A 23,419-nucleotide genomic window follows, 5' to 3' on the forward strand; every position below is an offset into this window, starting at 1 on the left:
AAAAAATGCTTGGACTACAAGTCGCCGAGTGAATTTCTTACGGGTGGCTAATTTCAACTTGAAATTTGGGTTTTTCTAAAAATAAACCCATTTTTTCACAATTTTAACGAAAAGGATTTATCTTGATGCAACTGAGTTGTTAGGGCTTTCATGCTTGAGAAATTGACCATATCCCTAATCTTCTCCAACCAAATGACGTCGATGTGCTCACCGTAGATATCACTATTGAAATCAAAAATGTTGACTTCAAGACGTAATTCTGTGCCGCCAAAAGTGATATTTTTACCAATGCTGGTCATGGAACGATAGCGTTTGCCACGTACAATGGCGTCTGTGACGTAAACCCCATATTGAGGCAACAGAACCCTGTCTTGAGGAATCAGATTTGCCGTTGGGAAACCGATGGTACGCCCACGCGCATCGCCATGAACAACTAAACCGCTAGTTTGAAAGTCATACCCTAACAAACGATTAGCTTCCTTGACTTGCCCAGTTTCCAGCAAATGACGAATACGAGTGGAACTGATTTTTTCGCCCTTGTCCGTCACTTCTGGCACAATCACCACTTCTCCGTCAAACTGCTGCGCTAAATCGCTGGCACTTTTGCGGTCATGTCCAAAACGGTAATCAAAACCAACGACAATGGCCTTTGCTCGCAAGGGTTTGACAAACAAGTTCAAAAAAGCATCCGACGACAATTTGGCAAATGAGGACGTGAAGTCTGTCAAGTACAAATTATCCACACCGTAAGCCGCAAATTTGTCATAACGAAGCTCAGGAGAGGTCAATTGACAGAGTAAATCCGGACTGTATCGGCTCAAGGCCAATCGTGGCGACGCATTGAAGGTCAAGACTGTGACGTCTAGATTATCTTCCTTAGCAATGATTTTAGCACGGTCAAAAAGGGCTTTGTGACCAAGATGAAGCCCATCAAAATAGCCCAAAACCAACACCGCATCTTGGCTTGTTGTGATGTCTTTATAATCGTTTAATTCATAGATGTTCATTTGTCTTTATCTCACATAAACACTTTGCGTGGTTTGTATAGGTCCTCACGAGGCTCAAGAATCGCAATTAGCTTGTCTTGGTAAAAGCCTGCCAATCGAGAATCCGTGCGCTCTAGCGGAATTTTACGGCCAAATGATAGCTCTTTGGCCTCCTCGTCTGTCAAATCCACACGTGGCAAATCCATGACACCATACTCAATCGGCAACAAGAAAGACCAATCGTCTACCTGACATTTCTCCGCAATTTCTGCTAAAGTCAAGGCGTCATCCAACTGCAATCCTGCTGAAGCTTGACGTTCCAAGAAGGACATGTGACTGGCGTAGCCCAGCGATTTCCCTAAATCCACGGACAAAGTGCGGATATAGGTACCTTTGCTACATGCCACTTCAAAATCAAAATAACAACAATCATCCTTGAAGGTCAAGGAGCTGGTGCGCCTGAAATCGTAAATGCTGACCTGACGGTGTGGGCGCTCCACTTCTTCGCCCGCACGCGCGTATTCGTACAAACGACGTCCGTTGACCTTAACGGCAGAATACATGGGCGGTGTCTGATTGATATCCCCCACCATGCCTGCCATAGCCTCATCCACCTGCTCAGGACTTAAATCAGCCGACACAGGTGTTCTCTCCACCACCTCGCCACTGGCGTCCTCTGTCGTGGTCGAAAAACCAAGACAAATTTGCCCACGATAGACCTTACCAGCCTCGGTCATGTATTCAATAACACGCGTGGCCTTGCCAACGGCAATAGGCAAAACACCGACCACATCAGGGTCAAGCGTGCCACCATGCCCAATTTTTTTCTCGTGTAATAATTTCCGTAACTTAAAAACGGCATCGTGACTGGTCATGCCAGCCTCTTTCTTCAAATTGATAATTCCATTAACCATAACTTCTATTATACCGTTTTTTACATAGAAAAGACAAGTCCGCGACTCAGCAGGACAGCTGTCGATCTTGCCTTTTGGGTGTTATAAACTAAATGTTACGACTAGCATCACCATCTAGGTCACGAAAGACTTGAATGTCTTGGACATATTCTAGCACCCCTTGAAAATCGCCTTTTCGATCACGGACAGCAGCATAGGTCACATAGATAAATTTTCCTGAACGCTCAGACTTGTACCACATAGTCACCTTGTTACGCTCACCTGAGCGCAAGAGACTGAAAATCTTTTTGACCTTTTCCAGCACACGAGGTGGGTGACACAGTTCCACATGACGACCAATTTGGCTTGGCGTGCGCTTGAAAATCATGTTTTCAGGCTCAGTGTTGTCATTGTAATACTGGAAAATATCGTCCTTATTGACAAAAGTAATCTCCATCGGCAAATGATTGAGAATCAAATCGGCTTGTTCAACAGACAAATAACCATTGCCAAAGGCTTGTGTCGTGGTGCGGTCCACAGCTGCCTTGTCCTTTTTAGGAGTGAATTGAATGGTCAATTGTCCCTCAGGCGTATCAATCACACGCGTCACTTGTTCAGTGTCTGAAAGGTCCTCTGCCACAAGAGATTCTTTGTTGTCAGTTTCTTCTTGAAGATCTTTTGGTGTGTCAAAGGCTTCACGGTATGGTTGCCACACTGCAGTTGGCTTGATGATGGCATAGCCATAAGCATCACTTTCCTTAGCAATGGCCAGCCAGTCATCCTGCGTCAAGGTTTCCAACAAAATCATCAGTAAAATCGCCTCTTCTTTGAAAATCATTTCCTCAAATTCTTTGGCGAAGGCTTCAAAAGCTGCAGAAACTTGGTCAATGCTGATGTTTGGTAATTGGTCGAGTTTGGCTTGGGTGGTTTTGAACAAATCACGAATGTCATCGTCAACACCCCACATGACTTTTGGTGGGGCGTCATGCCCATAGCGCTCCATAACTGGAAAGAAGAGTTTTTCCTTGCGAGTATAATGGCGATCAAATTGCCCAAGAAGGCTCATCTGATGGCGCAAACCGTTCAACAAATCCAAACGGTAAGGCTCATTTTCAGGCTTTTCATAGTTTTCAATGATGCGGCGAATGCGCAACATGGCAGCTCGCAAGGCGAGGTTTTCCTGCTTAAAGAGATAAACAGGGTGGCCTTCTTGCTCAGCGTCAGGCGCCTCCACATCTGAAATAGCTCCCTTAAAGAGATTGGCATGGACATTGCAAAGCCCCATGACATCCTCAAAAGTAATGCCTGTATCAGACCCCATGAGCTCATGCTCCATCATGGAAATTTCAAGGGCCGAAACGCCTGTAAAATGCTGGTTGAAGTCCTCTTGCACCGAAGTCGCATCCGCACCGTCATGCAAACGCAAGAGAATGTCTTTTAACACGTCGATTCGCTTGTCAGTCATGGTCACCTCCGATTACATCATAGCCGTGAAATATGAGCGTTCGCTCAATATCTTCTAGGGAAATGCCTGTTAGTTTTGCTCCTGCTTTCAAGGATGTAACCTTGCCTACCGTGTGCAGCATGGCTGGATTGGCCAAGGGTTTGAGCCCCAAACCCACCAAAATCTCCTTGACTTCAGGGTGTTCTTGTATGATTTCGGCGACAGGTTTCGCCAAATCAATGGTATTTGTCATAAAAAATCCTCTCCTTTATAACATCCTATTATAGCACAAGATAGGCCAAAGGAAACCCCAAATCCCGAAAGCCAAAAAATACTAGGTCAAAAACCTAGTATTTATTTGTTACCATTTTGCTAAAAAGTCAGCCAATTCGTTTTGGGCATCAGAGTTTGTCCCTACTAATTGCGTGAGCATGCTTTCTAATTTTGCTGTGGTTTCAGCGATTTGTTTGTCGGTATCTGCCAATTGGTCTGCCAAATCAGGTAGTGGGATCACAGGCTCTTCTTCAAAGGTATCCACGTAACGTGGGATGTTTAGGTTATAGTCATTTTCAACAATTTCATCAAAGTTTGCCAAATGCGCAAATTTATCGATGTCTTGGCGGTCTTGATAGGCAGCCAAGATTTTGGCGATGTGCTCGTCAGTCATGACGTTTTGGTTTTTACCCTTGTCAAATTCTTTTGAAGCGTCGATGAAGAAGACATCTTTTGTGGTGCGGTTTTTCTTGAGAATGATAACTGTCGTTGGAATAGACGTGTTGTAGAAGATATTGGCTGGTAGTCCGATGATGGTATCAATAGCTCCTTCTTCGAGGAGGTGTTTGCGGATTTTTTGCTCAGCATTTCCTCTAAAGAGCACCCCGTGTGGCAAGACGATGGCCATGATACCTGTGTGTTTTAGGTGGTAAAAACCGTGTAGGAGGAAGGCAAAGTCTGCTTTTGATTTTGGTGCTAGAACTCCGTAGCTTGAAAAGCGGGGATCTTGGAGGAAACCAGCGTCCCCGGACCATTTTTGAGAATAAGGTGGGTTCATCAAGACACCATCAAAGTCTGTCGGCTCATCGCTTGGTCAATCTTTATCCAAGGTGTCACCGATGTGGAGTTTTTGGTTTTCAATTGGAACACCGTGCAGCATCATATTCATGCGAGCGAGGTTGAAGGTTGAGGCGTTAATCTCTTGCCCAAAGTAACGAACGGTTGAGGCTTCCTTACTGTAACGTTTAGCATTTAGTAAGAGTGAGTCTGATCCCATAGTTGGGTCTATTTAGACGTTGTCGGTGATACAATGTCATTTTTCCCGTGTACTATGTCATTTATCTCTATACTTTGTCATTTTTCTTTTTGGACAATCAAAAAAGGCAACAAACCAATTATGATTTGCTACCTTCTCCGTTTAAAAACTTATCTTAGCCCCAAAATGGAATCCAATTTTTAACTTCTTTTGCCAATGCATACGCCTTAGCAAGACCTGAGTTTTCAACTAAATATTTTTCCCCTTCCAGAGAAACACTCCCCCAGATATGAACAGTGTTATCCGACCAAACCATGGATTCTAGTAAGCCAATGCGCGAAAGAAATTTAGTTTGTTCTAAAATATCTTCTTCTGGAACTTTCCCTTTAAGCTCAATAAAAGGATTCTTTTTTTCATCACGCAATTTAAGAATTGCATATCTTAGTTTGTTCTTATCCAACCTAACACCACCTCTATGCTCTATTTCTTATTTCTTAGCGAATCATTAATACTTATTCCGTTATCATCTTTCCAGTAGTCCCAACCATTCCGGCTACCCCCTAATAGCAGAGCTGCTGCATTCGAAACAGATGAGGCAGTGTAATCTTGAACAAATTGTAGTCCCCCAATTGTTTCTTCAATGATTCCATTATCCAACAGCTCTTGGCGAGTTTCACCTAGCGAATCAGATGCAATATCTTTAATCTTAGAATAAATTTCTGAACCTGAATGTATAATCACGGTCTCGTCTTCGTTCAAATACCCAGTTGCCTTTATTCCTTGCGCCTCTAAGAAAATTTCCCTATTCCCATCGTGTTCATAGTCGCCCGACGATCTCAAATAGGGATACATAGTAATCAGTTCATTGATTAGAGCTTCACTTCTGGCAGAAATATCCGATGATGTCCACTCAGTCAATTCGTACAAATCTTTATTCATACGAATATGAAGGGTATCTTCAAAGATTTTCTTTTTGGTCTCAAAGTCTTTATTTCCCGCGGCCGAATTATCAGGCTTTGTAACGAGTGTTAAATTACCAATGGTATTTACTAATCCTGTGTATTCTTCCCCCGATGTACCAGCCTTCTCTTCCCAATATGAAGTACTAGTCTGTGGCATGATGTGTTCAATGGACAAGTTACTCATATCAAGTGTTGCTGAATTTTCTCGATTCTCTATTTTTTCAAGTAACCAACGGGCCAATCTCATCGCATAAGCATTGGTATTCAATAGATTAGATTTCAATGCCTTGTCAGATGGAAGTGCCATATTATTTGATTGATTTCTAGTAACAAGAACATAAATTACAATATCAACGATATTTTCATATCCATTAGCTTTAGCGTACTTCCTAACATTTTTCAAATATGAAGGAAATGCTTTTGACACTCTGCTTGTATCATCCCCATTAAAATATCTCCTAATCTGATAATCATTCACTACCTTAATCGCATCAATATATTGGTCTTCAGTGATAAATTGGTCATGATAGTACCATTCAGATAATCCCAAAACAAAAGGTGCTGGCATCATACTTTCCATACTTTGGAAATCGCTCAATACTTCTGAGTATTTTCCTTCAGGTTTGTTATAGTAAAGTCTCGCAAAATAACCAGCATATCGCACTAATTTTTGGAGCAATTCGGCATCACTTGATACCTCGCGCTCTTTATGCCAATAGTCTTTGAATGCTTGATAAAGAATATGCTTTGCTGAATACTCCCCAGTTATTGCAGCAAGGTAGTATCTGAAAAAGTCTTCCATTCCTTTAGAATTATCAAAGACTTCTTCCAACCTACGCCAATATTTAGTATAAAGCGTAGTCTGCTCTTCATTAGATTTATCCATCATGATGAAGTTTCGAATCAAATCCGAGGCAGTCAATCTTTCACCGGTAGAATTGATACTTTCAAAAATTTGCTGTGCATTATCACGGTCATCTAATTTAATATAAACAATAGAAAATCGTTTCAGTGCATATAGTACTCTATCAAACGTATATTCTTCGACCAGATCCTTTAACTCTGTTCGCAAGTACAGAAAATTCTGAACGATATTACTGGCGCTGTCTTTATTTATCTCATCATATCTGCCCTCTGCAATAATCAGATAATCGTTCCCATCTGCCACAGAAGGATATAGCCGTTGTCGGTATCTACTTCCAACTTGCTCAGCATAATTTTGAAGATATGTTTCATCGATTTCCCTTGCACGGTACTCGTTTTCAGAGATTGATTTCATCGCATGAGCAATCAAAAACATAGTCACTAACCGCTGTTGTCCATCAACAATGGATCGCTCAGTTTTATAATCCACAACATTTTCAAGGTAAACAATTGTACCTAAAAAATGCTGTTTTTGATTCGTCTCATCTTCAATAAGCCCAACCAAATCCTTCATCAGTTGAACCAGCTGCTTTTTTACCGTCCAGGTATATTTTCTTTGATATACCGGGATAACAAATTGTTTTCCCATTGCTTCAGGAATAAACTCATCTAATAGTTTTCGTGGATTTGATTCCATTTCTTCTACTCCTTAACCCTTCTCTAGTACCTTATCCGATATATTATATCACATAAACGCTTTCTTGAATAACACAAAAACAGCACTCCCGCCTTCAAACAAAAGTGCCTCAACCAAATTTAACTTATCCTTCCACCTTAGTACCATCCTTGAACCGCACCACCACTTTCTCCCTTCCAACCTCAATTCTTTCAACCAAGGAAAGGAATAAGTCATCATCAAACTCCTTGACTACACCAACCTTCTCTAGGTCTTTCAAGAACATCTCGATTTGTTGCCCTCGTGCCTGGCGTTCAGCGATTTGCGCCTTGATTTCCTCTAGCCGTTCGTTAGCTTTGTCGAACCTTTCAACCAAGCCGTTATATCGTTTTTCATATTCCGCTTGGTCCAGTGCGACTCGGGCATTCTCTTTGATGCAGTCCTCAATTAAGCCGGCTACTTCATTCAACTCATCTTCAAGTTGCCTTTGCTCGCTTTCAAGCTCAACTGTTCCGAACAGCATCTCCTTCATTTCTTCATAGTTGCTGATGACCTCATCTTTAATATCAACCAACTGATTAGTTGCCTTGATGAAGATTTCCTTGATTTCGTTCTCAGTCAGATGTGGCGTTTGACACTTTTCATCATTTCCATATTTGTGGTTACAACGCCAAACGGTTCTGCGATATTTGGTATTGCTATGCCAAACCTTAGATCCGTAAAAGTTGCCACAGTCTCCGCAGATAAGTTTGCTTGAGAAGATACTGGTTGAACGCCTACGGTTATTTCCCTTGGTGCGTAAAGCCATCTGTTTTTGCACCATGTCAAATATCTCAGGTTGGATAATGGCCTCGTGGTTGCCCTTGACGTAATACTGCGGAATTTCACCTTCGTTTGCTTTCTTTTCTTTAGTCAGGAAATCAACGGTGTAGGACTTTTGCAGTAAGGCATCACCCTTGTATTTCTCGTTGGTAAGAATGGATTTAATCGTGGATGGATTCCACTTCTGCTTGCCTACGGGTGTCAAGGTTTCTGCCTCCTCCGTCAAAATCCTCGCTATCGTATGAGGAGCTTTACCTTGAAGGAACATCCCGTAAATACGTTTGACGAGTTTGGCTTGCTCAGGGTTGACTACCAAGTTTCGATCCTCATTTCTCTAACAATTCGTATTGCCTCATAAAATAGCGAGGACTTACTGCCATCAAGTCCCGCACGCTTTCCTGCAATAGATAAGTCAGTACACGGGCTACCAAAGGTGATAATGTCCACAGGTTTGATTTCAGCTCCATTGATTTTAGAGATGTCCCCTAAGTGTTTTACCCCCGGCAATCGTTTCGTGGTAACTCGTATCGGAAAAATTTCAATTTCACTCGCCCACCTTGATTCGATACCTGAAAGTAATCCTCCAAGTGGAAAACCTCCCGAACCATCAAAAAGACTGCCTAAAGTTAAATTACTCATGGGCAGCCACCTCACCAAACAAACCTAGCATGGCATTGGTTCTCGCAAATTTTCCGTGCAACAAAATAGCCGCCTCATCATATGCGAGAGCGGCTTCTTCAGCAGTATCGTATACGCCAAGATTAATCTGGCGGTAATTTTGATTGATGTAACTTCGAAATCTGCCAGAGTGCGTTTTGTTTACGCCCTTGAATCCTATCGTATTGTTACTCCGGACTTTTTGATTATATGCATTTTGAGCATTGGTACAAATTCGAAGGTTACACTTCCGATTATCTAATGGACTGCCATTGATGTGATCCACGTACTGACCTTTTCTTGCCTTTGCAATAAAACGATGCAGACTGTTACCATACGGGGTCTTAGAATTAGTCATCACGTAATCTTGAGGTGCAACATGCCAATAATAGCTAGATACACGTTCATAGTCACCCACGTCAAAAATGAACTGACGTCCACAAGAATCCGTTGCGACAACAATGTCATCTTTCAGCTCATAATTTAAGCAACTCCCACACGAACTCGTATGTCCATTGCGTAGTCGATACCCGGCAACTACGGTTTCTTTACCACAAGTACATTCACAACGCCATAAGGCACTGCCGTCAATTCCACGCCCCACTACCTCAATTGCAGTAAGCCGTCCGAACTGTTGATTTGTAATATCAATCATCCCCATCATCACTCACCTCGTTCACTATTTCCGAGTATTTATAAACTTTGCCCTCACGTTCCACCGTAATATTTTCAGCACCGTAGTCTTTTGCATACCTGCGAATGGAGGCACTGGCAAACTTCTCATCTAGCTCCATGGCATAACAAATACGACCCAGCTGCTCGCAAGCAATCCCGGTCGAGAAGCTACCTGAAAAAGGTTCATATACAATCGCATTTGCTTGAGTAGAGTTTTTGATGTCTTGATAAGTCCCTAGCATGTGTGGGGCGTATTCTTGTATCAGGACCAAACGAGGATCGCTTTTGCTAAACATAGAGCCCTCCTTCTTGCATGAAACCAAAAAACCTGCCATTTCTGACAAGTTCTTTATTTACTAATTGGCTGGGATTTTGAGCCATTTTTCATATTCTCCTTGAACCTAGTGTAATGATTTTATTTTATCATATTTTCAACCATTTTCAAATCACATCACTAGTCCTCTTCAACGGGCTTTTGCTCTTTTAGAGACTCAAATTTAGCACGCATGGTAGGATTCTTGCGGGTTAATTTTTTGACGGAAACATCATCTAGTTTGTTATTGGCAAGGCGGAGCTGATTTTCACTGGTCGTCAAGAAGCGTTTGACCTCCTCCATACGGCGAATAGACTTGTCGATTTCGTCAATAGCCTTTTGGAAATTGGTGCTGGCGGAATTGTAATTTTTGGCAAAGGCTTGCTTGAAAGTTTCAAGGTCATCTTCAAAATGCGTGATGTCGATGTGTTGCTCACGAACCAAGGCCAACTCTTGCTTGTACTTGAGCGAATTAAGCGCCGCATTACGCAAAATCCCAATCAACTGAATAAAGAATTGCGGACGAACGACATACATTTTTTCGTACTCGTGGCTGACATCCACAATCCCCGTGTTGAAATAATCATTGTCCACTTCCAGCATGCTGACCAAAACGGCATACTCGCATTTTTTCTCTCTGCGGTCCTTGTCCAATTCCTTGTAGAAATCCTTGTTCTTGTGCTTGGTCTTGGTTTCATCCGCTTCGTTTTTCATCTCGAACATGATAGATAGTATTTCAATACCATTCTCGTCTGTTTCGCGGTAAATGAAATCCCCTTTGGAACGGCTGTCTGATGATACCTCATTGTCCTTGCCAAAGGTAGCATTTGGAAAGGCAATAGCGCGCACCTTGTTGAATTCTGTTTCGGCATAGACTTCCAAGCTTTCTCCGATAGCCTTGGTGGATTGTTGCGCTTTGAAATTCTTGTAAGATTCGACCTGCTCATTGGCTGCCTTGAGTTGGGCTTCGTAGTCACTTTTGACTGAGGCAAGCGACAACTCCGCTTCTTTTTCTTGTAAGGCTAATTGGGACTGGGCTTCGTCACGTTCTTTTTCGACAGACGCCACCGCCTCCACCAAACTGGTCTTGTTTTCCAAAGCCAAACGTTCCAACTGGTTTTTCAAGTCCAGCACTTCTTTGTCTTTTTCATTTAGGGCTTGGGTTAATTCCAAATCCTTGACCGAAGTAACATTTTCTAATTGTGCCTTCAGATCTGCAACTTCCTTGTCTTTCTCGCTCAAAGATTGTTTCAACTCGAGGTCTTTGACTGAGGCGACATTGTCCAATTGGGCTTTTAAGGCTGCGATTTCTTGCTCTTTTTCACTGAGTTGGCGTTGGTTTTCCAAGGCTAGGGCTTGCTTGGCTTGCTCCAACTGCGTATTGAGTTCTGCGATTTCCTTATCCTTAGCGCTCACCTGCGTCTGCAAATCATTTTTGGATTTTTCCTCCAACAAGGCTTTTTCTTTTTCCAGACGGTCATGGATTTCCTTGTCAAATTCCTGACTGCGAACCTGCGCCAACAGTTGGCTGTACTCTGTTTCATTGATGGTAAAAACCGTGCCACAATGTGGGCATTTGATACTGTTCATCTCTATTTCTCCCCACTCATTTCTTAAAATAAATTCTTTTCAACATCGTCACGCACCCGTTGCCACTCTTGCTGGGCTCTGACAATTTTTCGCTTGTAATCATTCAACCCCTGCTCATAACGTTGCACCAAATAGGTTTGTTTGACAAGCGGAATTTTTGGTATTTCAATACTAATCAGTTTTTGCGTGCTGACATTCATCACGGCCTTACTTGTATTGGCTTCATCTAGCAAGGCTTGCCCTAGCGGTGATTCCAAAAATAATTTGATATAGCCACCCAAGACGCCGCCAGTGGGACGCAAGACAGTGATATTGGCTGACGCGATGACAGGCTGGTTTTGCTCGCTAAAAACAGCAATCTTTTTAACCGTCCCTTTTGAGGCAATCAAGACGTCGCCATCTTGTAAAAGGTAACGCAAAACCGCACGTTTATCCATCTCAATGCGTTTCAAAGCCGCGTAATCAATGCCCATGCTGGTCATATCACTGAGATTGATAACGGCGACATTTCCCTCATCACCGAGTCTAGACACGGCCTTGCCCTTGAAATGCTCGGTCACATCCTTGATAGCCACCTTGGCTGTCGAACTAGTCATATAGTCTGCAATCGTTTCAGTCATATTATTCTCCTTCTTCTTAGTATTGTAATACCAAAACTGATTTTTGGCAAGTTAAAAGTGGAATAGGCACATCCTATTCCACTCTATGTAAGTATTTGGCGAAATCCATTTTGTAATCACAGGTTAGGGCATTGAAGGCTTGGTCATGGCTAATCACCAAGACAGTCTTGCCAGCCTTTTTGAGTGCTTTAAACAGTTTTGACACCTCAACCATGTGGGCGTAGTCTAGGCCACTGGTCGGCTCATCACACAGCAATAATTTAGGATTTTTAGCAACCGCACGCGCGATGGACACCCGTTGCTGCTCGCCTCCTGATAACTGAGCAGGAAAATTATTGAGCCACTTTTCCAAACCCACGTCAATCAAGGCCTGCTCAGCGTCTTGGGCATCTGCGACAATTTCAGAAGCCAATTCCACATTTTCCTTGGCAGTGAGATTTGGCACTAGGTTGTAAAATTGAAAAACAAAGCCCACATCATTGCGACGGTAGGTTGTCAATTCTTTTGGACTGTACTTAGCGATATCAGTCCCATCAATCAAGACCTGACCTTCATTGCCACTATCCATACCTCCTAAAATATTCAAAATAGTGGACTTGCCCGCACCAGACGCCCCCAAAATAATGACCAATTCGCCCTTTTCAATCGTAAAATTGATGTCATTATTGGCAATGATTTCGGTATCGCCCGTTTGGTAGCGCTTGTACAAATGTTTGATTTCAATATAAGCCATCTGCCTCACCTCGTTTTATTTCTGATTGATATAATTGACCAAGTGCATCTTATACCTTTCACAGCACTTGATGTTACCTTTGACCTTTAAGTTTTTTGGGACAAGGTTTTTTTATAAAATGAAATCCCTTACAATTTTATCGTATCTGCTTTGTAACCGTTGTCAATTATTTTCATTTTACACTAAAGAAATCCCTCGTGGCACTTGATAAAAGGCAGAAAAAAAGCCCTGCAAGCTAAGCCAACATACGTCAGCTTATCTTGTTAGGCCTCTTTTTTATAATTGATTAAGGGCATCAAGTGCCGCTTGGTAATTGGGTTCAGAATTGACATTCTCCAAATACTCAGCATAAGTCAAGCGGTTATCGCTGTCTAGGACCAAAACCGCGCGCGCCAACAGGTGCCACTCTTCCATTAAAAGCCCATAAGCCTTACCAAAAGAATGGTCGTAATAATCAGACAACATGACCGCATGTTCCAAGCCCTCTACCCCGCACCAACGTGCTTGTGCAAAAGGCAAGTCCTCAGAAATGGTAATCACCACCGTGTCATCACGGTCAGACAAGGCCTTGTTAAAGGTCCGCGTTTGCACCGAACAAATACCCGTATCAATAGACGGCACCACACTAATCACTTTTTTCTTGCCTGCAAAATCCGCCAAGCCTTGATGCGTCAATTCACGCGTCATCAAAGAAAAATCTGGCACAACCTCCCCAACTTGTACTCTTTTACCGACTAATGTTACCTTTTCGCCACGAAATGTTGTCATGAGATACCTCCTTTATGCTTATTCTGAAATAGATGCTTTCAGAAATGCTTTCCATTCAAATAGGTTTTTGAGAACCCTTACTCACACTCCTATTGTAACGAATTTCGAGCGTTTTCACGAACAATTTGATTGCAAATCTAAAAACCGCAAAAAAAGACAAGTGGGGAAACACTTGCCTTACAATTTTTTAACAAATTCTGATTTTAATTTCATGGCACCAAAACCATCGATTTTGCAATCGATATTGTGATCCCCTTCAACAAGACGAATGTTTTTCACTCGTGTTCCTTGTTTAAGGTCTTTTGGCGCTCCTTTAACTTTCAGGTTTTTAACGATTGTTACGCTATCACCATCTGCCAAGCGTGTTCCGTTGCTATCTAAAACAACCAGACCATCTTCTGCTTCGGCAGTGTCTTTTGGATTCCATTCGTAAGCACACTCTGGGCAAACTAATAATAAACCATCTTCGTAAACATACTCAGAATGACATTTTGGACAATTTGGTAAAGACATCTTTTCTCCTTATCAAAAATTACAATAACCATGTGCGGTTGATGTCAACCGACTCTCTTTATTGTAGCGGAAAAATCCTGTTTTGGCAAGGTAGAGCGGTTAGGCCTTAAAGTTGTGGCTGTTTGTTGACGTTTTCAATCATGTTCACAGCATCAGCAATCAACTCAGCGTCTGTTAGTTGAGTGATTTCAGTCACCACTTCAGGCAAAGGCTTACTTGTCAATAATTCTTGCAATTGCACGCTTTGGTCATCGTTTTCATCTTGGTAATAGAAAACAAAAGCAGCTGTTTTCAGCAAATGGTCATATGGCAAATCACGTTCTTTCAATTCGCGGATAGGTCTGATGAAACGTTCATCGTAACCAAGTTTACGGATTGGTGTGCGGGCCACACGGCTCACGTCATCCACGATAAACGGATTTTCAAAACGTGAAATAATGACCTTGTGGTAATCTTCCAAAGTTGCTTCATCAAAGCCCCATTTAGCAATTAACAACTGACGAATCTCTGCCAAAACGCCTTCAACTTGTTCTTTCACACGCTCGTCTTTGAGTGCTTCCAAAATAGTTTCTGCCCCATAAAAAGCCCCTGTGTAAGCTGACGTTGCATGGCCTGAGTTAACTGAGAAGAGTTTGCGTTCGATGAAAGGTTCCAAATTCTCTTCGTAATGCACGCCTTCTAGTTTGAAATCTGGATTTTTCATGCGGCTTGTTTCCACCACCCACTCGTTAAAAGGTTCCACGACAACAAACAAGGGATCTTCGTGGCTTTGCGCTGGTACGATGCGATCCACAGCAGCATTTGGGAAACCAACGTAAGTATCTAGATAAGCAAGGCCTTCTTCTGAGAGGTATTTTTTAACTTCTTCAAGAAGGAATTGTGAACCGCCAATCATGTTTTCACAGGCTAGGACGTCGATGGCTTGCGTATTACCTGCTGTCATGCGAGCTGCGATACCTTTGGCAATCAATTCTGCAATCAAAGGCAAAATGTTTGGCCCGATCGCTGTTGTGATAATATCAGCGTTTGCAATAGCATCGACAACTGCTTGAGGGTATTTTTGATTGTTAATTCCTCTGACATGGTCCACAGTGATATGAGGCTGACCTTCTTGGGCAATCTCAATCTCATATAAATGGCGTTGGTTCAAGGCATCAATGACACGGTCATTGACATCTACAAAGGTAATCGCGACATGATTTTTAGATAAAATTTCCCCGATAAACCCACGTCCAATATTTCCTGCTCCAAAATGTACGGCTTGTTTCATGATTCTTATTTCCCTTCTATTCTACATTATTCAATAAACGAATGATTTCATCTTTTGATTGGGTATCTGCCAATTTCACAACATTATCGACATCCGCACAGAAAATTGAAATTTTCTGAATGATTTCCAAATGCTCATTGCCGATACCTGCAATGCCAAACAAAACAGTGGCGATTTGCGGATTTTCATCACTGCCAAAATTCACACCATCTGGCACTTGCACCACGGTAATGCCTGATTTCAGCACTTTTTCCTTAGCTTCGTCAGTGCCGTGAGGAATAGCAATGAAATTTCCCATATAAACTGAGAGTTCTTTGTTACGCTGAATCATGGCCTCAACGTAATCGTTTTCAACGTAACCACCGTCTGCTAGCAAATTGCCGCAAAAACGAATGGCTTCTTCTTTCGTTTGAAAAGACTGATCTAATTGAATTAAATCTTTTTGAAAGTCCATTTCTAATCCTCCAATTTTTTGATTTTTTCTGTGAAAATTTGTTTCAAGAGTTGGTAAATAATGTCTTTGTTACCTGTCTTATAGATTTCGGTGTAGAGGTGGTTTTCAATGATAGACTGGCTAATGGCGGTCATGAGGTGGCGTACCTCTTCGCATTCGTCCAACCTCGTCAGCATGACCAAAATCCGTGAAATGCTTTCTTCTTGATGGTTCATCGACAAGGCCGTGACGGGTGTTGCCAAGTCAAAGACCACAAAACACGTTTGTTCTACCTTACTTGAATGCGTGTGCAACAAAGCAAGGTGCGTGTCTGGAATGGCCATAGGGCTTATTTGAAAACGTTTCAAGAGTTTTTCTGACAAATAATCACTGTCCGTGATGCCTTCGATGTGGGCAACCAACTGAGGCACCGTTTCATCAAAAGAAGGCGCATTGTTGATAGACACATGTTTGAAGTGTTGGAGCAAGGTTTCGCTTGCCTGCAAATACTGTTGAAAATCATAGACAGGCTTTTCAATCAGCTCAACCTCCTCACGAACCTTCACTTCGCGGTGGGCCTGCACGTCTTGCAGAAATTCTTGCAGCGCTAGCAATTCCTTGGTGTCTGGATAGACCGACACCAGCTTAATGTCTTGGTCTTGTAAAACACTGGTTGACAACAAACAGTCATAAGAACGTTTGTCATCCACCGTGTATTGTGACAAGGTTTTCACCGCGATTGTCCCAACAAATGGGGCAATGGTCTTAATCCGTGTGACCAGCAACTCCGTTGCCAGCGGGCGTTCATCAGTCAACAACAGCAGATGAACAGGGTAAATGTCAGGACTACGCCGCAAACTTGAGGCAAAATGCAAGGTAATCAACTCATACTCACGGTCATTTTGAAAATAAGCTGGAAAGATTTCTTTGACCAACAAACTCACCACGCGATACAGGTAATCATTGCTTTTGATAACATGATGAGCAATAGTATTGGTCGCCGAATCCTCAAAAATCACTGGAATGGCTAAGTTTAAGCGAATATGATTGAACAAAAACTTAAAGAGTAGCTGGTCCTTGGCAAAATTGATTTTAGTGTAGCGCCCCACCTTATCAATCAGATTAGATACGTTATAGAAAAACTCACTATCGAAATTTTCATTAAACAAGGGGGTATTTTGACGCTTGATGACCAATTCATCCATCAAGGAAGCATAGTATAAAATCTCTTTTAAGCTGTAAAATTCTTGACTTAAGTGCGACAAGTGAGCAAAGACCTTCTGTGAAAATTCCAATGATACTTTGCTAACAGGAGTGGGATTCACTTCAAAAGTATCCCAATTAGACAAGGATAATAAAATAATGAAAAATTGATTTAATTTAGCATCAAATTCTGGTAATTCCTCTTGGTATTTCTGGAAAGCTTGCGTAGCTTGTTGCAGACGCTCAGCAGAAATGCAATCAAAGATACCACAGTCTTGCTGCCAAAATTGAGGTAAAGGAATATTCTGCGTTAGCAAAATGGCTAACAGACGGCGTTTCATTTGGCTATGACCAACGGCTAAACCATAGCCTTTACGCCTTTTTAAGACCAAGTTAAAATCTTTCAAACGTTTTTCAATATCAGCAATATCTTGAATGACAGTAACGTTGCTGACACCAAACTGGTCTTGTAAGCTTTCATTGGTGATATTCTCACGGCTGATAAGCAAGTTGTAGGTGATGAGATTGAGGCGTTCATTGCGCGTGTAAGTCGCTTGTGCGCTCAATTCAGAAATGTTTTCAAAATCACCTGATAAATAATATTTATTGTTTTCTTTGATAATAGCAATGCCCAACGTGGCTAGGCTATTGGTCAAATCCGACAAGGTTCGATAAACCGTTCGTTTAGACACGCCTAGCATTTCAGACATATTATCCATTGAAAGCTTTCCAAACTTTAAGAAAGCTTTCAATAGTTGTTCTTCTCGTTTTGTTAATAGCATCCTAGGACTACTTTCCGTTTTAATGAGAGATACGAGCAATCATTTTGTCGTACTCAGGTGTTGTGACTAAACTATCAACAACCAAGAGTTGCGCATCACGAGCGTATTTTTGCACATCTGTTTGATTTGCAATATTAGAAACAATGAGAATATTATTCGCGTTAAAGGCTGGTAGGTCTTCATTGGCCACTTTTGAAACAGGGATAGCAATGCCCTTGTTCTTGAAGATAGCTTTCAAGGTTGCTTCACCCATAGTGACAGACCCTCTTGCTTTTCCGTAAGCAAAGACTACTTCATCAATTTGATTCAAGTCAATCTGTACGGGAGCTTTTTCACTCACTTGTTGATTAACAGGGACTGTTTCTTCAGCTGGTGCTTCGCTTGCTCCACTCAAACGAGTCACAATCTCATCGTATTTTGGTGTTGCAAGGAAATTGTCAACGCTGACGTGAATCGCGCTTGGTGTTTTCTGAGCCGCACGTTCTGCCAATTCTTCTTGGGTTACAATCAAAGTATTTGGCGTATCAGTTAGGTTTGAAATCGCTTTATTTGTTACAGGAATATCCAAACCAGCTTTTTTCACTTTTTCTCTCAAGATTGAAGCACCCATAGCTGAACTTCCCATACCTGCATCACAGGCAAAGATGATTTGTTGCACAGCGTCAGTGCTAATCATGAGTTCTTCTTGTGATGGTGCAACTTCTTGACCTTTTGAAGCTGCTTTAGCTGCTTGGCTAGCTGCCTGAGCTGACTCAAGCGAATCGCTTTCTGATCTGTCTGCTTTCAAAATCACAGATGCCACTAGGAAAGATGCCACAGCTGCCGCTGCCACACCAGCAATAACAGGTAAGTAACCGCCTCTTGGTGTCATGGCTAAGATAGCGATAATAGAACCAGGTGAAGCTGCTGCTGATAGACCAGCTCCTAGAAGTTGGAAAGTAAAGGTTCCCACAACACCCCCAGCAATGGCCGCTAGGAATAAAAGCGGTTTCATCATAACGTATGGGAAATAGATTTCATGAATCCCACCCAAGAATTCAATAATAACTGCTCCTGGTGCTGATGATTTAGCTGAGCCTTTACCAAAGAATGAGTAAGCAAGCAAGATACCAAGACCAGGACCAGGGTTAGATTCTAGCAAGAAGAGAATTGATTTCCCTGCTTCTGCGACTTGTTCTGTTCCAAGCGGTGTAAAGATACCGTGGTTAAGCGCGTTATTTAAGAAGAGAACCTTGGCTGGCTCAATCAAGATATTTGCCAGTGGTAACATTTTCGCGTTGATAATAGCTTGAACCCCGACACCGATAGCAGCTGTCAAACTAGAAACAACTGGACCAACTGCTAGAAAAGCAAGAATAATCAAAATAAATCCGATAATCCCAGCTGAGAAGTTATTTAATAACATTTCAAATCCAGGACGAATTTTTTCTTGGAATTTCTCGTCAAATTTCTTGATACACCATGCTCCCAAAGGTCCCATAATCATGGCACCGATAAACATGGTTACTGATGACCCAACAATAGCACCGAAGGTTGCCATAGCACCTACAACTGCACCACGTTGTCCATAAACATTAAACCCTGCCGTATAACCAATTAACAAAGGCAAGAGATAGGTCAAGATTGGTGATACCATTACACTTAGCGTGGGATTTGGGAACCAGCCTGTTTCGATGAATAGCGTTGCCAATATCCCCCATGCGATAAAAGCGCCAATATTAGGCATAACCATGTTGGATAAGGTTGTCCCTAATTTTTGGACTCTTACTTTTAATGCACTTTTGTTTTCCATTAGCCGTTTCCTCCTTTTTTCTTAACTATATTATAATATGTTTTGTTAGCGTTTTAAACTAAAGTTTTGGCAAAATTTTTGTGACAAAAAAAGCCTGGACGACAAATCCAGACTTTTTAGGGTTCTATTATTTAAAAACTATTATTCAACCGTTACCGCTTTAGCCAAGTTACGTGGTTTATCAACGTCAAGACCACGTTGTAATGACGCAAAGTAGGCAATCAATTGAGTTGGGATAACCATTGAAATGCTCGTCAAGTAAGGGTGGACGCGGTTAACCACTATATCATCTCCTGGTTTTGACAACCCTTCTTCAACGATAGTCAAGACATTAGCACCGCGGGCAGACACTTCTTGGATATTACCACGCGTATGGCTTGCTACTGCTTCACTTGATGAAATCAAACCAAGAACAGGTGTGCCATCTTCAATCAGAGAAATGGTACCGTGTTTCAATTCACCAGCCGCAAATCCTTCACATTGAATGTATGAGATTTCTTTCAATTTCAAGCTAGCTTCCATAGCAACGTAGTAATCATTGCCACGGCCAATGTAAAAGGCGTTGCGAGTATCTTTTAACAAAGCTTCTACTTTTTCTGAAATGCTGTCTTTTTCTGAAAGAGTTGCCTCGATTGATTGTGCCACGATAGACAATTCATGTACCAAGTCAAATTCAAGGGCTTCTTTCTTACCATTTGCTTCTCCGACTGCTTTAGCAAGGAAGGCAAGTGCCGCAATTTGTGCAGTGTATGCTTTTGTAGAAGCAACTGCAATTTCAGGACCAGCATGCAACAACATGGTATAAGTGGCTTCACGTGACAAGGTTGAACCAGGAACGTTTGTCACGGTCAAACTTGGGATACCCATTTGGTTTGCTTTCACTAAAACCTGACGGCTATCTGCTGTTTCACCAGATTGGCTAAGTAGGATAAACATTGGTTTTTTGCTCAACAATGGCATATTATAGCCCCATTCTGACGCAATTCCCAATTCAACTGGTGTATCCGTCAATTTTTCAAGCATAGCTTTTGAAGCAAAACCAGCGTTGTAAGATGTTCCTGCTGCCAAGATATAAATACGGTCACATTCTTGCACGGTTTTAACAATCTCAGGGCCAACCAACATATTGCCTTCGCTGTCGGCATAGGTATTGATTAATTTACGCATAACAGTTGGTTGTTCATCGATTTCTTTAAGCATGTAGTAAGGGTAAGTTCCTTTACCAATGTCAGACAAGTCCAACTCAGCTGTGTAAGATTCGCGTTCGATAAGGTTGCCGTCATAATCTGTTACAGTTACAGAATCTTTTGTCAAAACAACCAATTCTTTATCGTGAATTTCCATGAATTCACTAGTTTCACGAATCATTGCCATCGCATCTGAGCAGACCATGTTGTAACCATCACCCAAACCAATCAAAAGTGGTGATTTGTTTTTAGCAACGTAGATAGTATCTGGATCTTCAGCATCAATCAAAGCAAAAGCGTATGACCCTTCGATGATGTGCAATGCTTTTTTAAAGGCTTCTAAAACAGACAAACCATCTGTAACAAATTGTCCAATCAAATGAACAGCAATTTCTGTATCGGTTTCACCTTTCAAATGATGTCCGGAAAGGTATTCTTCTTTGATTTGCAAGTAATTTTCAATCACACCATTGTGAACCAAAACAAAACGCCCTGTTTCTGATGTGTGAGGGTGAGCATTTTCTTCAGTCGCATGACCGTGTGTTGCCCAGCGCGTATGACCGATACCAGTGTAGCCAGCCACATCCATCCCGATTTTAGCACGAAGGTCTGCAATACGACCAACTGATTTGATTAAGCGTCCTTGATTTACACCGTTTGTCACAAAAATCCCAGCAGAATCGTAACCACGATATTCCAACTTTTCAAGACCTTGCATCAAAATATCTGTTGCATTTTTGTTTCCAACAACACCAACAATACCACACATAACATGTCACCTATTAGCAAGACACCCTTGCTATTTCTTTCTTATTTTTTAATTGGTATAATCCTATAGTCATCAATAAAAACTAACAAAATCAGTATATAACTTTATATTATTAATGTCAACAATAAAATTGGTATAGTTTATTTAGACCAATAGCAAACGCTTTATTTTTCCTATGATTATTCCTTTTGAAAATACAAAAAAACAGAGTAGCTAAACTACTCTGTTGTCAGAAAACCAAATTGACTTAGCGGCCATAATTTGAAGGTCACAACTCCTCGAATTTGTTTTGCCTTAATCAAGCCAAATTTACGGCTGTCATTAGTGTTTTGACGGTCATCGTTTAGCACCAAATAACTACCCTTTGGAATTTTAGTTTCTTTGTTATCTGTCAATGTTTCAATCGAAAAATCTGACGTAAAAGGCATTTGGCTATCAGATGAGGCCGTGTATTTTGATTTCATCTGGCTGATATAAGGTTCTTCCTTGGCGACATTATCGATATACAAAATATCATCCATCACCGTCGCAGTCTGACCAGGTGTCGCAATCACACGGCTGATGTAGAAAGTGCCATCTTCTTCATATACCACAAAATCCTTGTACTGCGGCTGCCTATTGCGATTAACCACTACGACATCCCCATTTGACAAATAGGAATTGACCGCATCGTCATGAACTCTAAATGTTGAAAAAACAAAAATCCTTAATAAAACAAGGACAAAAATAGCAATGAGCGCTATAATAATATTTCGAATAAAATCACGCTTTACCATACCTACTCCTATTCTTCTAATTATTATACCATGTTTAAAGGTATAAAAAAAGTAGGCATGAGACTAAAAAAGTATGTTTTTATATCGTAATCATCTAACAAAATGTCACTTACGCCTCGGATACTCCAAAATAATCAGCTAACTTTTCCCATACTTGCTTGTTTCGTGGTTCGCTTTCCCCTTTTTCATAATACATTAATTGACTGGTTGAGACTGAAATATCATATTTCTCTTTCAATATTTCACTAAGCTTACTTAGGGATATCCCTTTTTCTTGTCTAAGTTCTTTTAAACGTACACCCATTTTAAAAAAATCCCCTTCTTAAATTGCATCATCTGGTAAACCGTGCATGCGATTGTACGCGATGCGATCCTCTTCCCATGGAAAATGTTTCGAATACGTGCGTGTTGGCACTTCTTCTGTGTGTGCTCGTTTACCTCGCTTGCCGATAAATGGCAATGTAATTACTTCAACGAACGCTAAAACTGCGACTGCGATAATTAAATATGTCATGTTATATTCCTACTCTCTCTTCTAGTTTGATGTTTTTCAGCATTTCAGCTAACGTTTCTTTTTTTGATAAATATCTGTTACGTGATTTCCACTTTACGAACAGTGCAAAACCTTCGTAATTGATGAAAACAATTTTATGTGTTGGATTGTCAATGTACCTGTTGAAATCTGGATGTTCACGCATTTCAGCTGCCCATTGCTTAGCGACGGATTTGCTAAGACCTTCCCAACGTTGCATTAAGTGGTCATAATCGCCCCATTCCGCTTTTTCGTCATTACCAACAGCTCTGTAAGTTATTTCAACTTTTGGCATAGCGTGTTCCTCTTAAATGTGATATAATTTAGATAAGTTAATTTTGTTAGCGACTGATTGCCGTCAGTTGCTTTTTTTGTGTCAAAAAAATGGTTTCATCTTCTACTCCTTTCTATTGTCTACTGCCCTCAACTAGCAGTTATAGCCCTAGCAAGTCTCTGTGATAATGTCATGTATTTTTTGGAGGAAATACATATTTGATAGATATTATAGGAGGCCATGAATAAATTAAACTGCGTAAAAATAATATAATAAGGATATTAACTTGCTAGAGCTATAACTACTAGCTGAGAGATAGTTTTAAATTTTAATCAATTTTGTAATCTTCAATAACTCGTAAGATAAATTGATTAGCTTTCAAGCCACGAGTTGAGCCACTTAAAATATTAGTAACTTCTTGTCGACTCATGCCATATGCAGCTGCTAAAGCTGCTTTTTTGATATTGTTTTCTTTTAAGAAGTCACAAATTTTTTTGCGTCCGTTTGCAATATCAGGCATCTTTCTTCCTCCTTTTCAAAAATTGTAAATAAGAAATAACTATTTTTTTGCGCTTTTTATTGACATATTTTAGAGAATATTCTAAAATGAAAGCGTAGAAAAAAACGCTAACAAAT

General features: G+C 41.2%; 24 protein-coding genes and 2 pseudogenes. All 26 read right to left on the reverse strand.

The window, feature by feature from the left end; translation table 11 throughout:
- Nucleotides 1–95: 95 nt before the first annotated feature.
- The 26 genes and pseudogenes from ACFORE_RS03445 to ACFORE_RS03570 all read right to left on the reverse strand — a co-directional run bounded on the left by ACFORE_RS03445 (nt 96) and on the right by ACFORE_RS03570 (nt 23,303).
- Nucleotides 96–1,007, reverse strand: a complete 912-nt coding sequence (locus ACFORE_RS03445; RefSeq protein ID WP_154454712.1) for a bifunctional riboflavin kinase/FAD synthetase — start codon at nt 1,005–1,007, stop codon at nt 96–98.
- A gap of 11 nt (nt 1,008–1,018) precedes the next feature.
- Nucleotides 1,019–1,900 carry a tRNA pseudouridine(55) synthase TruB gene (gene truB, locus ACFORE_RS03450; RefSeq protein ID WP_168260737.1) on the reverse strand — a complete coding sequence of 294 codons (882 nt, stop codon included), beginning with the start codon at nt 1,898–1,900 and terminating at the stop codon, nt 1,019–1,021.
- Nucleotides 1,901–1,988: 88 nt separating this feature from the next.
- Nucleotides 1,989–3,344, reverse strand: coding sequence for a DUF438 domain-containing protein (locus ACFORE_RS03455; RefSeq protein WP_235280630.1), 1,356 nt, complete (start codon nt 3,342–3,344; stop codon nt 1,989–1,991).
- Nucleotides 3,337–3,576 (reverse strand): DUF1858 domain-containing protein, encoded by a 240-nt coding sequence (locus ACFORE_RS03460; RefSeq protein WP_154454709.1) that lies wholly within the window; start codon nt 3,574–3,576, stop codon nt 3,337–3,339. Before ACFORE_RS03460 ends, ACFORE_RS03455 begins: the two co-directional genes overlap by 8 nt.
- Before the next feature lie 108 nt (nt 3,577–3,684).
- Nucleotides 3,685–4,602: pseudogene (locus ACFORE_RS03465) on the reverse strand (type I restriction-modification system subunit M); the annotation flags it as partial.
- A gap of 145 nt (nt 4,603–4,747) precedes the next feature.
- Nucleotides 4,748–5,032: a YjcQ family protein gene (locus ACFORE_RS03470; protein WP_235280628.1), complete on the reverse strand. Its 285-nt coding sequence runs from the start codon at nt 5,030–5,032 to the stop codon at nt 4,748–4,750.
- 20 nt (nt 5,033–5,052) lie between these two features.
- Nucleotides 5,053–7,095, reverse strand: a complete 2,043-nt coding sequence (locus tag ACFORE_RS03475; RefSeq protein WP_264879345.1) for a DUF4357 domain-containing protein — start codon at nt 7,093–7,095, stop codon at nt 5,053–5,055.
- 124 nt (nt 7,096–7,219) lie between these two features.
- Nucleotides 7,220–8,212: a recombinase family protein gene (locus ACFORE_RS03480; RefSeq protein WP_380434985.1), complete on the reverse strand. Its 993-nt coding sequence runs from the start codon at nt 8,210–8,212 to the stop codon at nt 7,220–7,222.
- Nucleotides 8,212–8,535, reverse strand: a pseudogene (locus ACFORE_RS03485) (DNA cytosine methyltransferase); the annotation flags it as partial. The gene ACFORE_RS03480 and the pseudogene ACFORE_RS03485, both read right to left, overlap by 1 nt.
- Nucleotides 8,528–9,217, reverse strand: a complete 690-nt coding sequence (locus ACFORE_RS03490; RefSeq protein WP_235280619.1) for an AP2/ERF family transcription factor — start codon at nt 9,215–9,217, stop codon at nt 8,528–8,530. The gene ACFORE_RS03490 and the pseudogene ACFORE_RS03485, both read right to left, overlap by 8 nt.
- Nucleotides 9,201–9,470, reverse strand: a complete 270-nt coding sequence (locus ACFORE_RS03495) for a DNA methyltransferase (RefSeq protein WP_380434986.1) — start codon at nt 9,468–9,470, stop codon at nt 9,201–9,203. Before ACFORE_RS03495 ends, ACFORE_RS03490 begins: the two co-directional genes overlap by 17 nt.
- Before the next feature lie 212 nt (nt 9,471–9,682).
- Nucleotides 9,683–11,131: a DUF2130 domain-containing protein gene (locus tag ACFORE_RS03500; protein ID WP_380434987.1), complete on the reverse strand. Its 1,449-nt coding sequence runs from the start codon at nt 11,129–11,131 to the stop codon at nt 9,683–9,685.
- A gap of 23 nt (nt 11,132–11,154) precedes the next feature.
- Nucleotides 11,155–11,751, reverse strand: a complete 597-nt coding sequence (locus ACFORE_RS03505; protein ID WP_380434988.1) for a restriction endonuclease subunit S domain-containing protein — start codon at nt 11,749–11,751, stop codon at nt 11,155–11,157.
- A 73-nt stretch (nt 11,752–11,824) separates the two neighbouring features.
- Nucleotides 11,825–12,484 (reverse strand): ABC transporter ATP-binding protein, encoded by a 660-nt coding sequence (locus ACFORE_RS03510; protein ID WP_380434989.1) that lies wholly within the window; start codon nt 12,482–12,484, stop codon nt 11,825–11,827.
- A 276-nt stretch (nt 12,485–12,760) separates the two neighbouring features.
- Nucleotides 12,761–13,252: a thiol peroxidase gene (tpx, locus tag ACFORE_RS03515; RefSeq protein ID WP_154455461.1), complete on the reverse strand. Its 492-nt coding sequence runs from the start codon at nt 13,250–13,252 to the stop codon at nt 12,761–12,763.
- 177 nt (nt 13,253–13,429) lie between these two features.
- The gene (locus ACFORE_RS03520; RefSeq protein WP_154455460.1) at nt 13,430–13,765 is read right to left on the reverse strand and encodes a zinc ribbon domain-containing protein YjdM; all 336 of its coding nucleotides are present in this window, start codon (nt 13,763–13,765) and stop codon (nt 13,430–13,432) included.
- A 106-nt stretch (nt 13,766–13,871) separates the two neighbouring features.
- Nucleotides 13,872–15,035, reverse strand: coding sequence for a mannitol-1-phosphate 5-dehydrogenase (locus tag ACFORE_RS03525; RefSeq protein ID WP_294608129.1), 1,164 nt, complete (start codon nt 15,033–15,035; stop codon nt 13,872–13,874).
- A gap of 16 nt (nt 15,036–15,051) precedes the next feature.
- Nucleotides 15,052–15,489, reverse strand: a complete 438-nt coding sequence (locus tag ACFORE_RS03530) for a PTS mannitol transporter subunit IIA (RefSeq protein ID WP_168260730.1) — start codon at nt 15,487–15,489, stop codon at nt 15,052–15,054.
- 2 nt (nt 15,490–15,491) lie between these two features.
- A complete protein-coding gene (locus ACFORE_RS03535; RefSeq protein ID WP_264879351.1) occupies nt 15,492–17,453 on the reverse strand; it encodes a BglG family transcription antiterminator in 1,962 nt (653 codons plus the stop codon).
- Nucleotides 17,454–17,472: 19 nt separating this feature from the next.
- Nucleotides 17,473–19,245: a PTS mannitol transporter subunit IIBC gene (locus tag ACFORE_RS03540; protein WP_235300313.1), complete on the reverse strand. Its 1,773-nt coding sequence runs from the start codon at nt 19,243–19,245 to the stop codon at nt 17,473–17,475.
- A gap of 141 nt (nt 19,246–19,386) precedes the next feature.
- Nucleotides 19,387–21,201, reverse strand: a complete 1,815-nt coding sequence (gene glmS, locus ACFORE_RS03545) for a glutamine--fructose-6-phosphate transaminase (isomerizing) (RefSeq protein ID WP_235280598.1) — start codon at nt 21,199–21,201, stop codon at nt 19,387–19,389.
- 218 nt (nt 21,202–21,419) lie between these two features.
- Nucleotides 21,420–21,977, reverse strand: coding sequence for a signal peptidase I (gene lepB, locus ACFORE_RS03550; RefSeq protein ID WP_235281243.1), 558 nt, complete (start codon nt 21,975–21,977; stop codon nt 21,420–21,422).
- A gap of 109 nt (nt 21,978–22,086) precedes the next feature.
- Nucleotides 22,087–22,281: a helix-turn-helix domain-containing protein gene (locus ACFORE_RS03555; protein ID WP_380434990.1), complete on the reverse strand. Its 195-nt coding sequence runs from the start codon at nt 22,279–22,281 to the stop codon at nt 22,087–22,089.
- Nucleotides 22,282–22,299: 18 nt separating this feature from the next.
- A complete protein-coding gene (locus ACFORE_RS03560; RefSeq protein WP_235281245.1) occupies nt 22,300–22,491 on the reverse strand; it encodes a hypothetical protein in 192 nt (63 codons plus the stop codon).
- Between the two features lies 1 nt (nt 22,492).
- Entirely contained in the window at nt 22,493–22,804 is a 312-nt protein-coding gene (locus ACFORE_RS03565) for an excisionase (protein ID WP_235281247.1), read from the reverse strand.
- A gap of 307 nt (nt 22,805–23,111) precedes the next feature.
- Nucleotides 23,112–23,303, reverse strand: a complete 192-nt coding sequence (locus ACFORE_RS03570) for a hypothetical protein (protein ID WP_001112861.1) — start codon at nt 23,301–23,303, stop codon at nt 23,112–23,114.
- Nucleotides 23,304–23,419: the final 116 nt, after the last annotated feature.

The sequence above is a fragment of the Streptococcus alactolyticus genome, assembly GCF_042649785.1.
Classification (GTDB): Bacteria; Bacillota; Bacilli; order Lactobacillales; family Streptococcaceae; genus Streptococcus; species Streptococcus alactolyticus.

Excerpts from the sequence above, each read along its gene's own strand:
- ACFORE_RS03445 (WP_154454712.1), bottom strand. The coding sequence starts at position 1,007 with ATGAACATCTATGAATTAAACGATTATAAAGACATCACAACAAGCCAA.
- truB (WP_168260737.1), bottom strand. The coding sequence starts at position 1,900 with ATGGTTAATGGAATTATCAATTTGAAGAAAGAGGCTGGCATGACCAGT.
- ACFORE_RS03455 (WP_235280630.1), bottom strand. The coding sequence starts at position 3,344 with ATGACTGACAAGCGAATCGACGTGTTAAAAGACATTCTCTTGCGTTTG.
- ACFORE_RS03460 (WP_154454709.1), bottom strand. The coding sequence starts at position 3,576 with ATGACAAATACCATTGATTTGGCGAAACCTGTCGCCGAAATCATACAA.
- ACFORE_RS03475 (WP_264879345.1), bottom strand. The coding sequence starts at position 7,095 with ATGGAATCAAATCCACGAAAACTATTAGATGAGTTTATTCCTGAAGCA.
- ACFORE_RS03490 (WP_235280619.1), bottom strand. The coding sequence starts at position 9,217 with ATGATGGGGATGATTGATATTACAAATCAACAGTTCGGACGGCTTACT.
- ACFORE_RS03495 (WP_380434986.1), bottom strand. The coding sequence starts at position 9,470 with ATGCTAGGGACTTATCAAGACATCAAAAACTCTACTCAAGCAAATGCG.
- ACFORE_RS03500 (WP_380434987.1), bottom strand. The coding sequence starts at position 11,131 with ATGAACAGTATCAAATGCCCACATTGTGGCACGGTTTTTACCATCAAT.
- ACFORE_RS03505 (WP_380434988.1), bottom strand. The coding sequence starts at position 11,751 with ATGACTGAAACGATTGCAGACTATATGACTAGTTCGACAGCCAAGGTG.
- ACFORE_RS03510 (WP_380434989.1), bottom strand. The coding sequence starts at position 12,484 with ATGGCTTATATTGAAATCAAACATTTGTACAAGCGCTACCAAACGGGC.
- tpx (WP_154455461.1), bottom strand. The coding sequence starts at position 13,252 with ATGACAACATTTCGTGGCGAAAAGGTAACATTAGTCGGTAAAAGAGTA.
- ACFORE_RS03520 (WP_154455460.1), bottom strand. The coding sequence starts at position 13,765 with ATGTCTTTACCAAATTGTCCAAAATGTCATTCTGAGTATGTTTACGAA.
- ACFORE_RS03525 (WP_294608129.1), bottom strand. The coding sequence starts at position 15,035 with ATGAAACAAGCCGTACATTTTGGAGCAGGAAATATTGGACGTGGGTTT.
- ACFORE_RS03530 (WP_168260730.1), bottom strand. The coding sequence starts at position 15,489 with ATGGACTTTCAAAAAGATTTAATTCAATTAGATCAGTCTTTTCAAACG.
- ACFORE_RS03535 (WP_264879351.1), bottom strand. The coding sequence starts at position 17,453 with ATGCTATTAACAAAACGAGAAGAACAACTATTGAAAGCTTTCTTAAAG.
- ACFORE_RS03540 (WP_235300313.1), bottom strand. The coding sequence starts at position 19,245 with ATGGAAAACAAAAGTGCATTAAAAGTAAGAGTCCAAAAATTAGGGACA.
- glmS (WP_235280598.1), bottom strand. The coding sequence starts at position 21,201 with ATGTGTGGTATTGTTGGTGTTGTTGGAAACAAAAATGCAACAGATATT.
- lepB (WP_235281243.1), bottom strand. The coding sequence starts at position 21,977 with ATGGTAAAGCGTGATTTTATTCGAAATATTATTATAGCGCTCATTGCT.
- ACFORE_RS03555 (WP_380434990.1), bottom strand. The coding sequence starts at position 22,281 with ATGGGTGTACGTTTAAAAGAACTTAGACAAGAAAAAGGGATATCCCTA.
- ACFORE_RS03560 (WP_235281245.1), bottom strand. The coding sequence starts at position 22,491 with ATGACATATTTAATTATCGCAGTCGCAGTTTTAGCGTTCGTTGAAGTA.
- ACFORE_RS03565 (WP_235281247.1), bottom strand. The coding sequence starts at position 22,804 with ATGCCAAAAGTTGAAATAACTTACAGAGCTGTTGGTAATGACGAAAAA.
- ACFORE_RS03570 (WP_001112861.1), bottom strand. The coding sequence starts at position 23,303 with ATGCCTGATATTGCAAACGGACGCAAAAAAATTTGTGACTTCTTAAAA.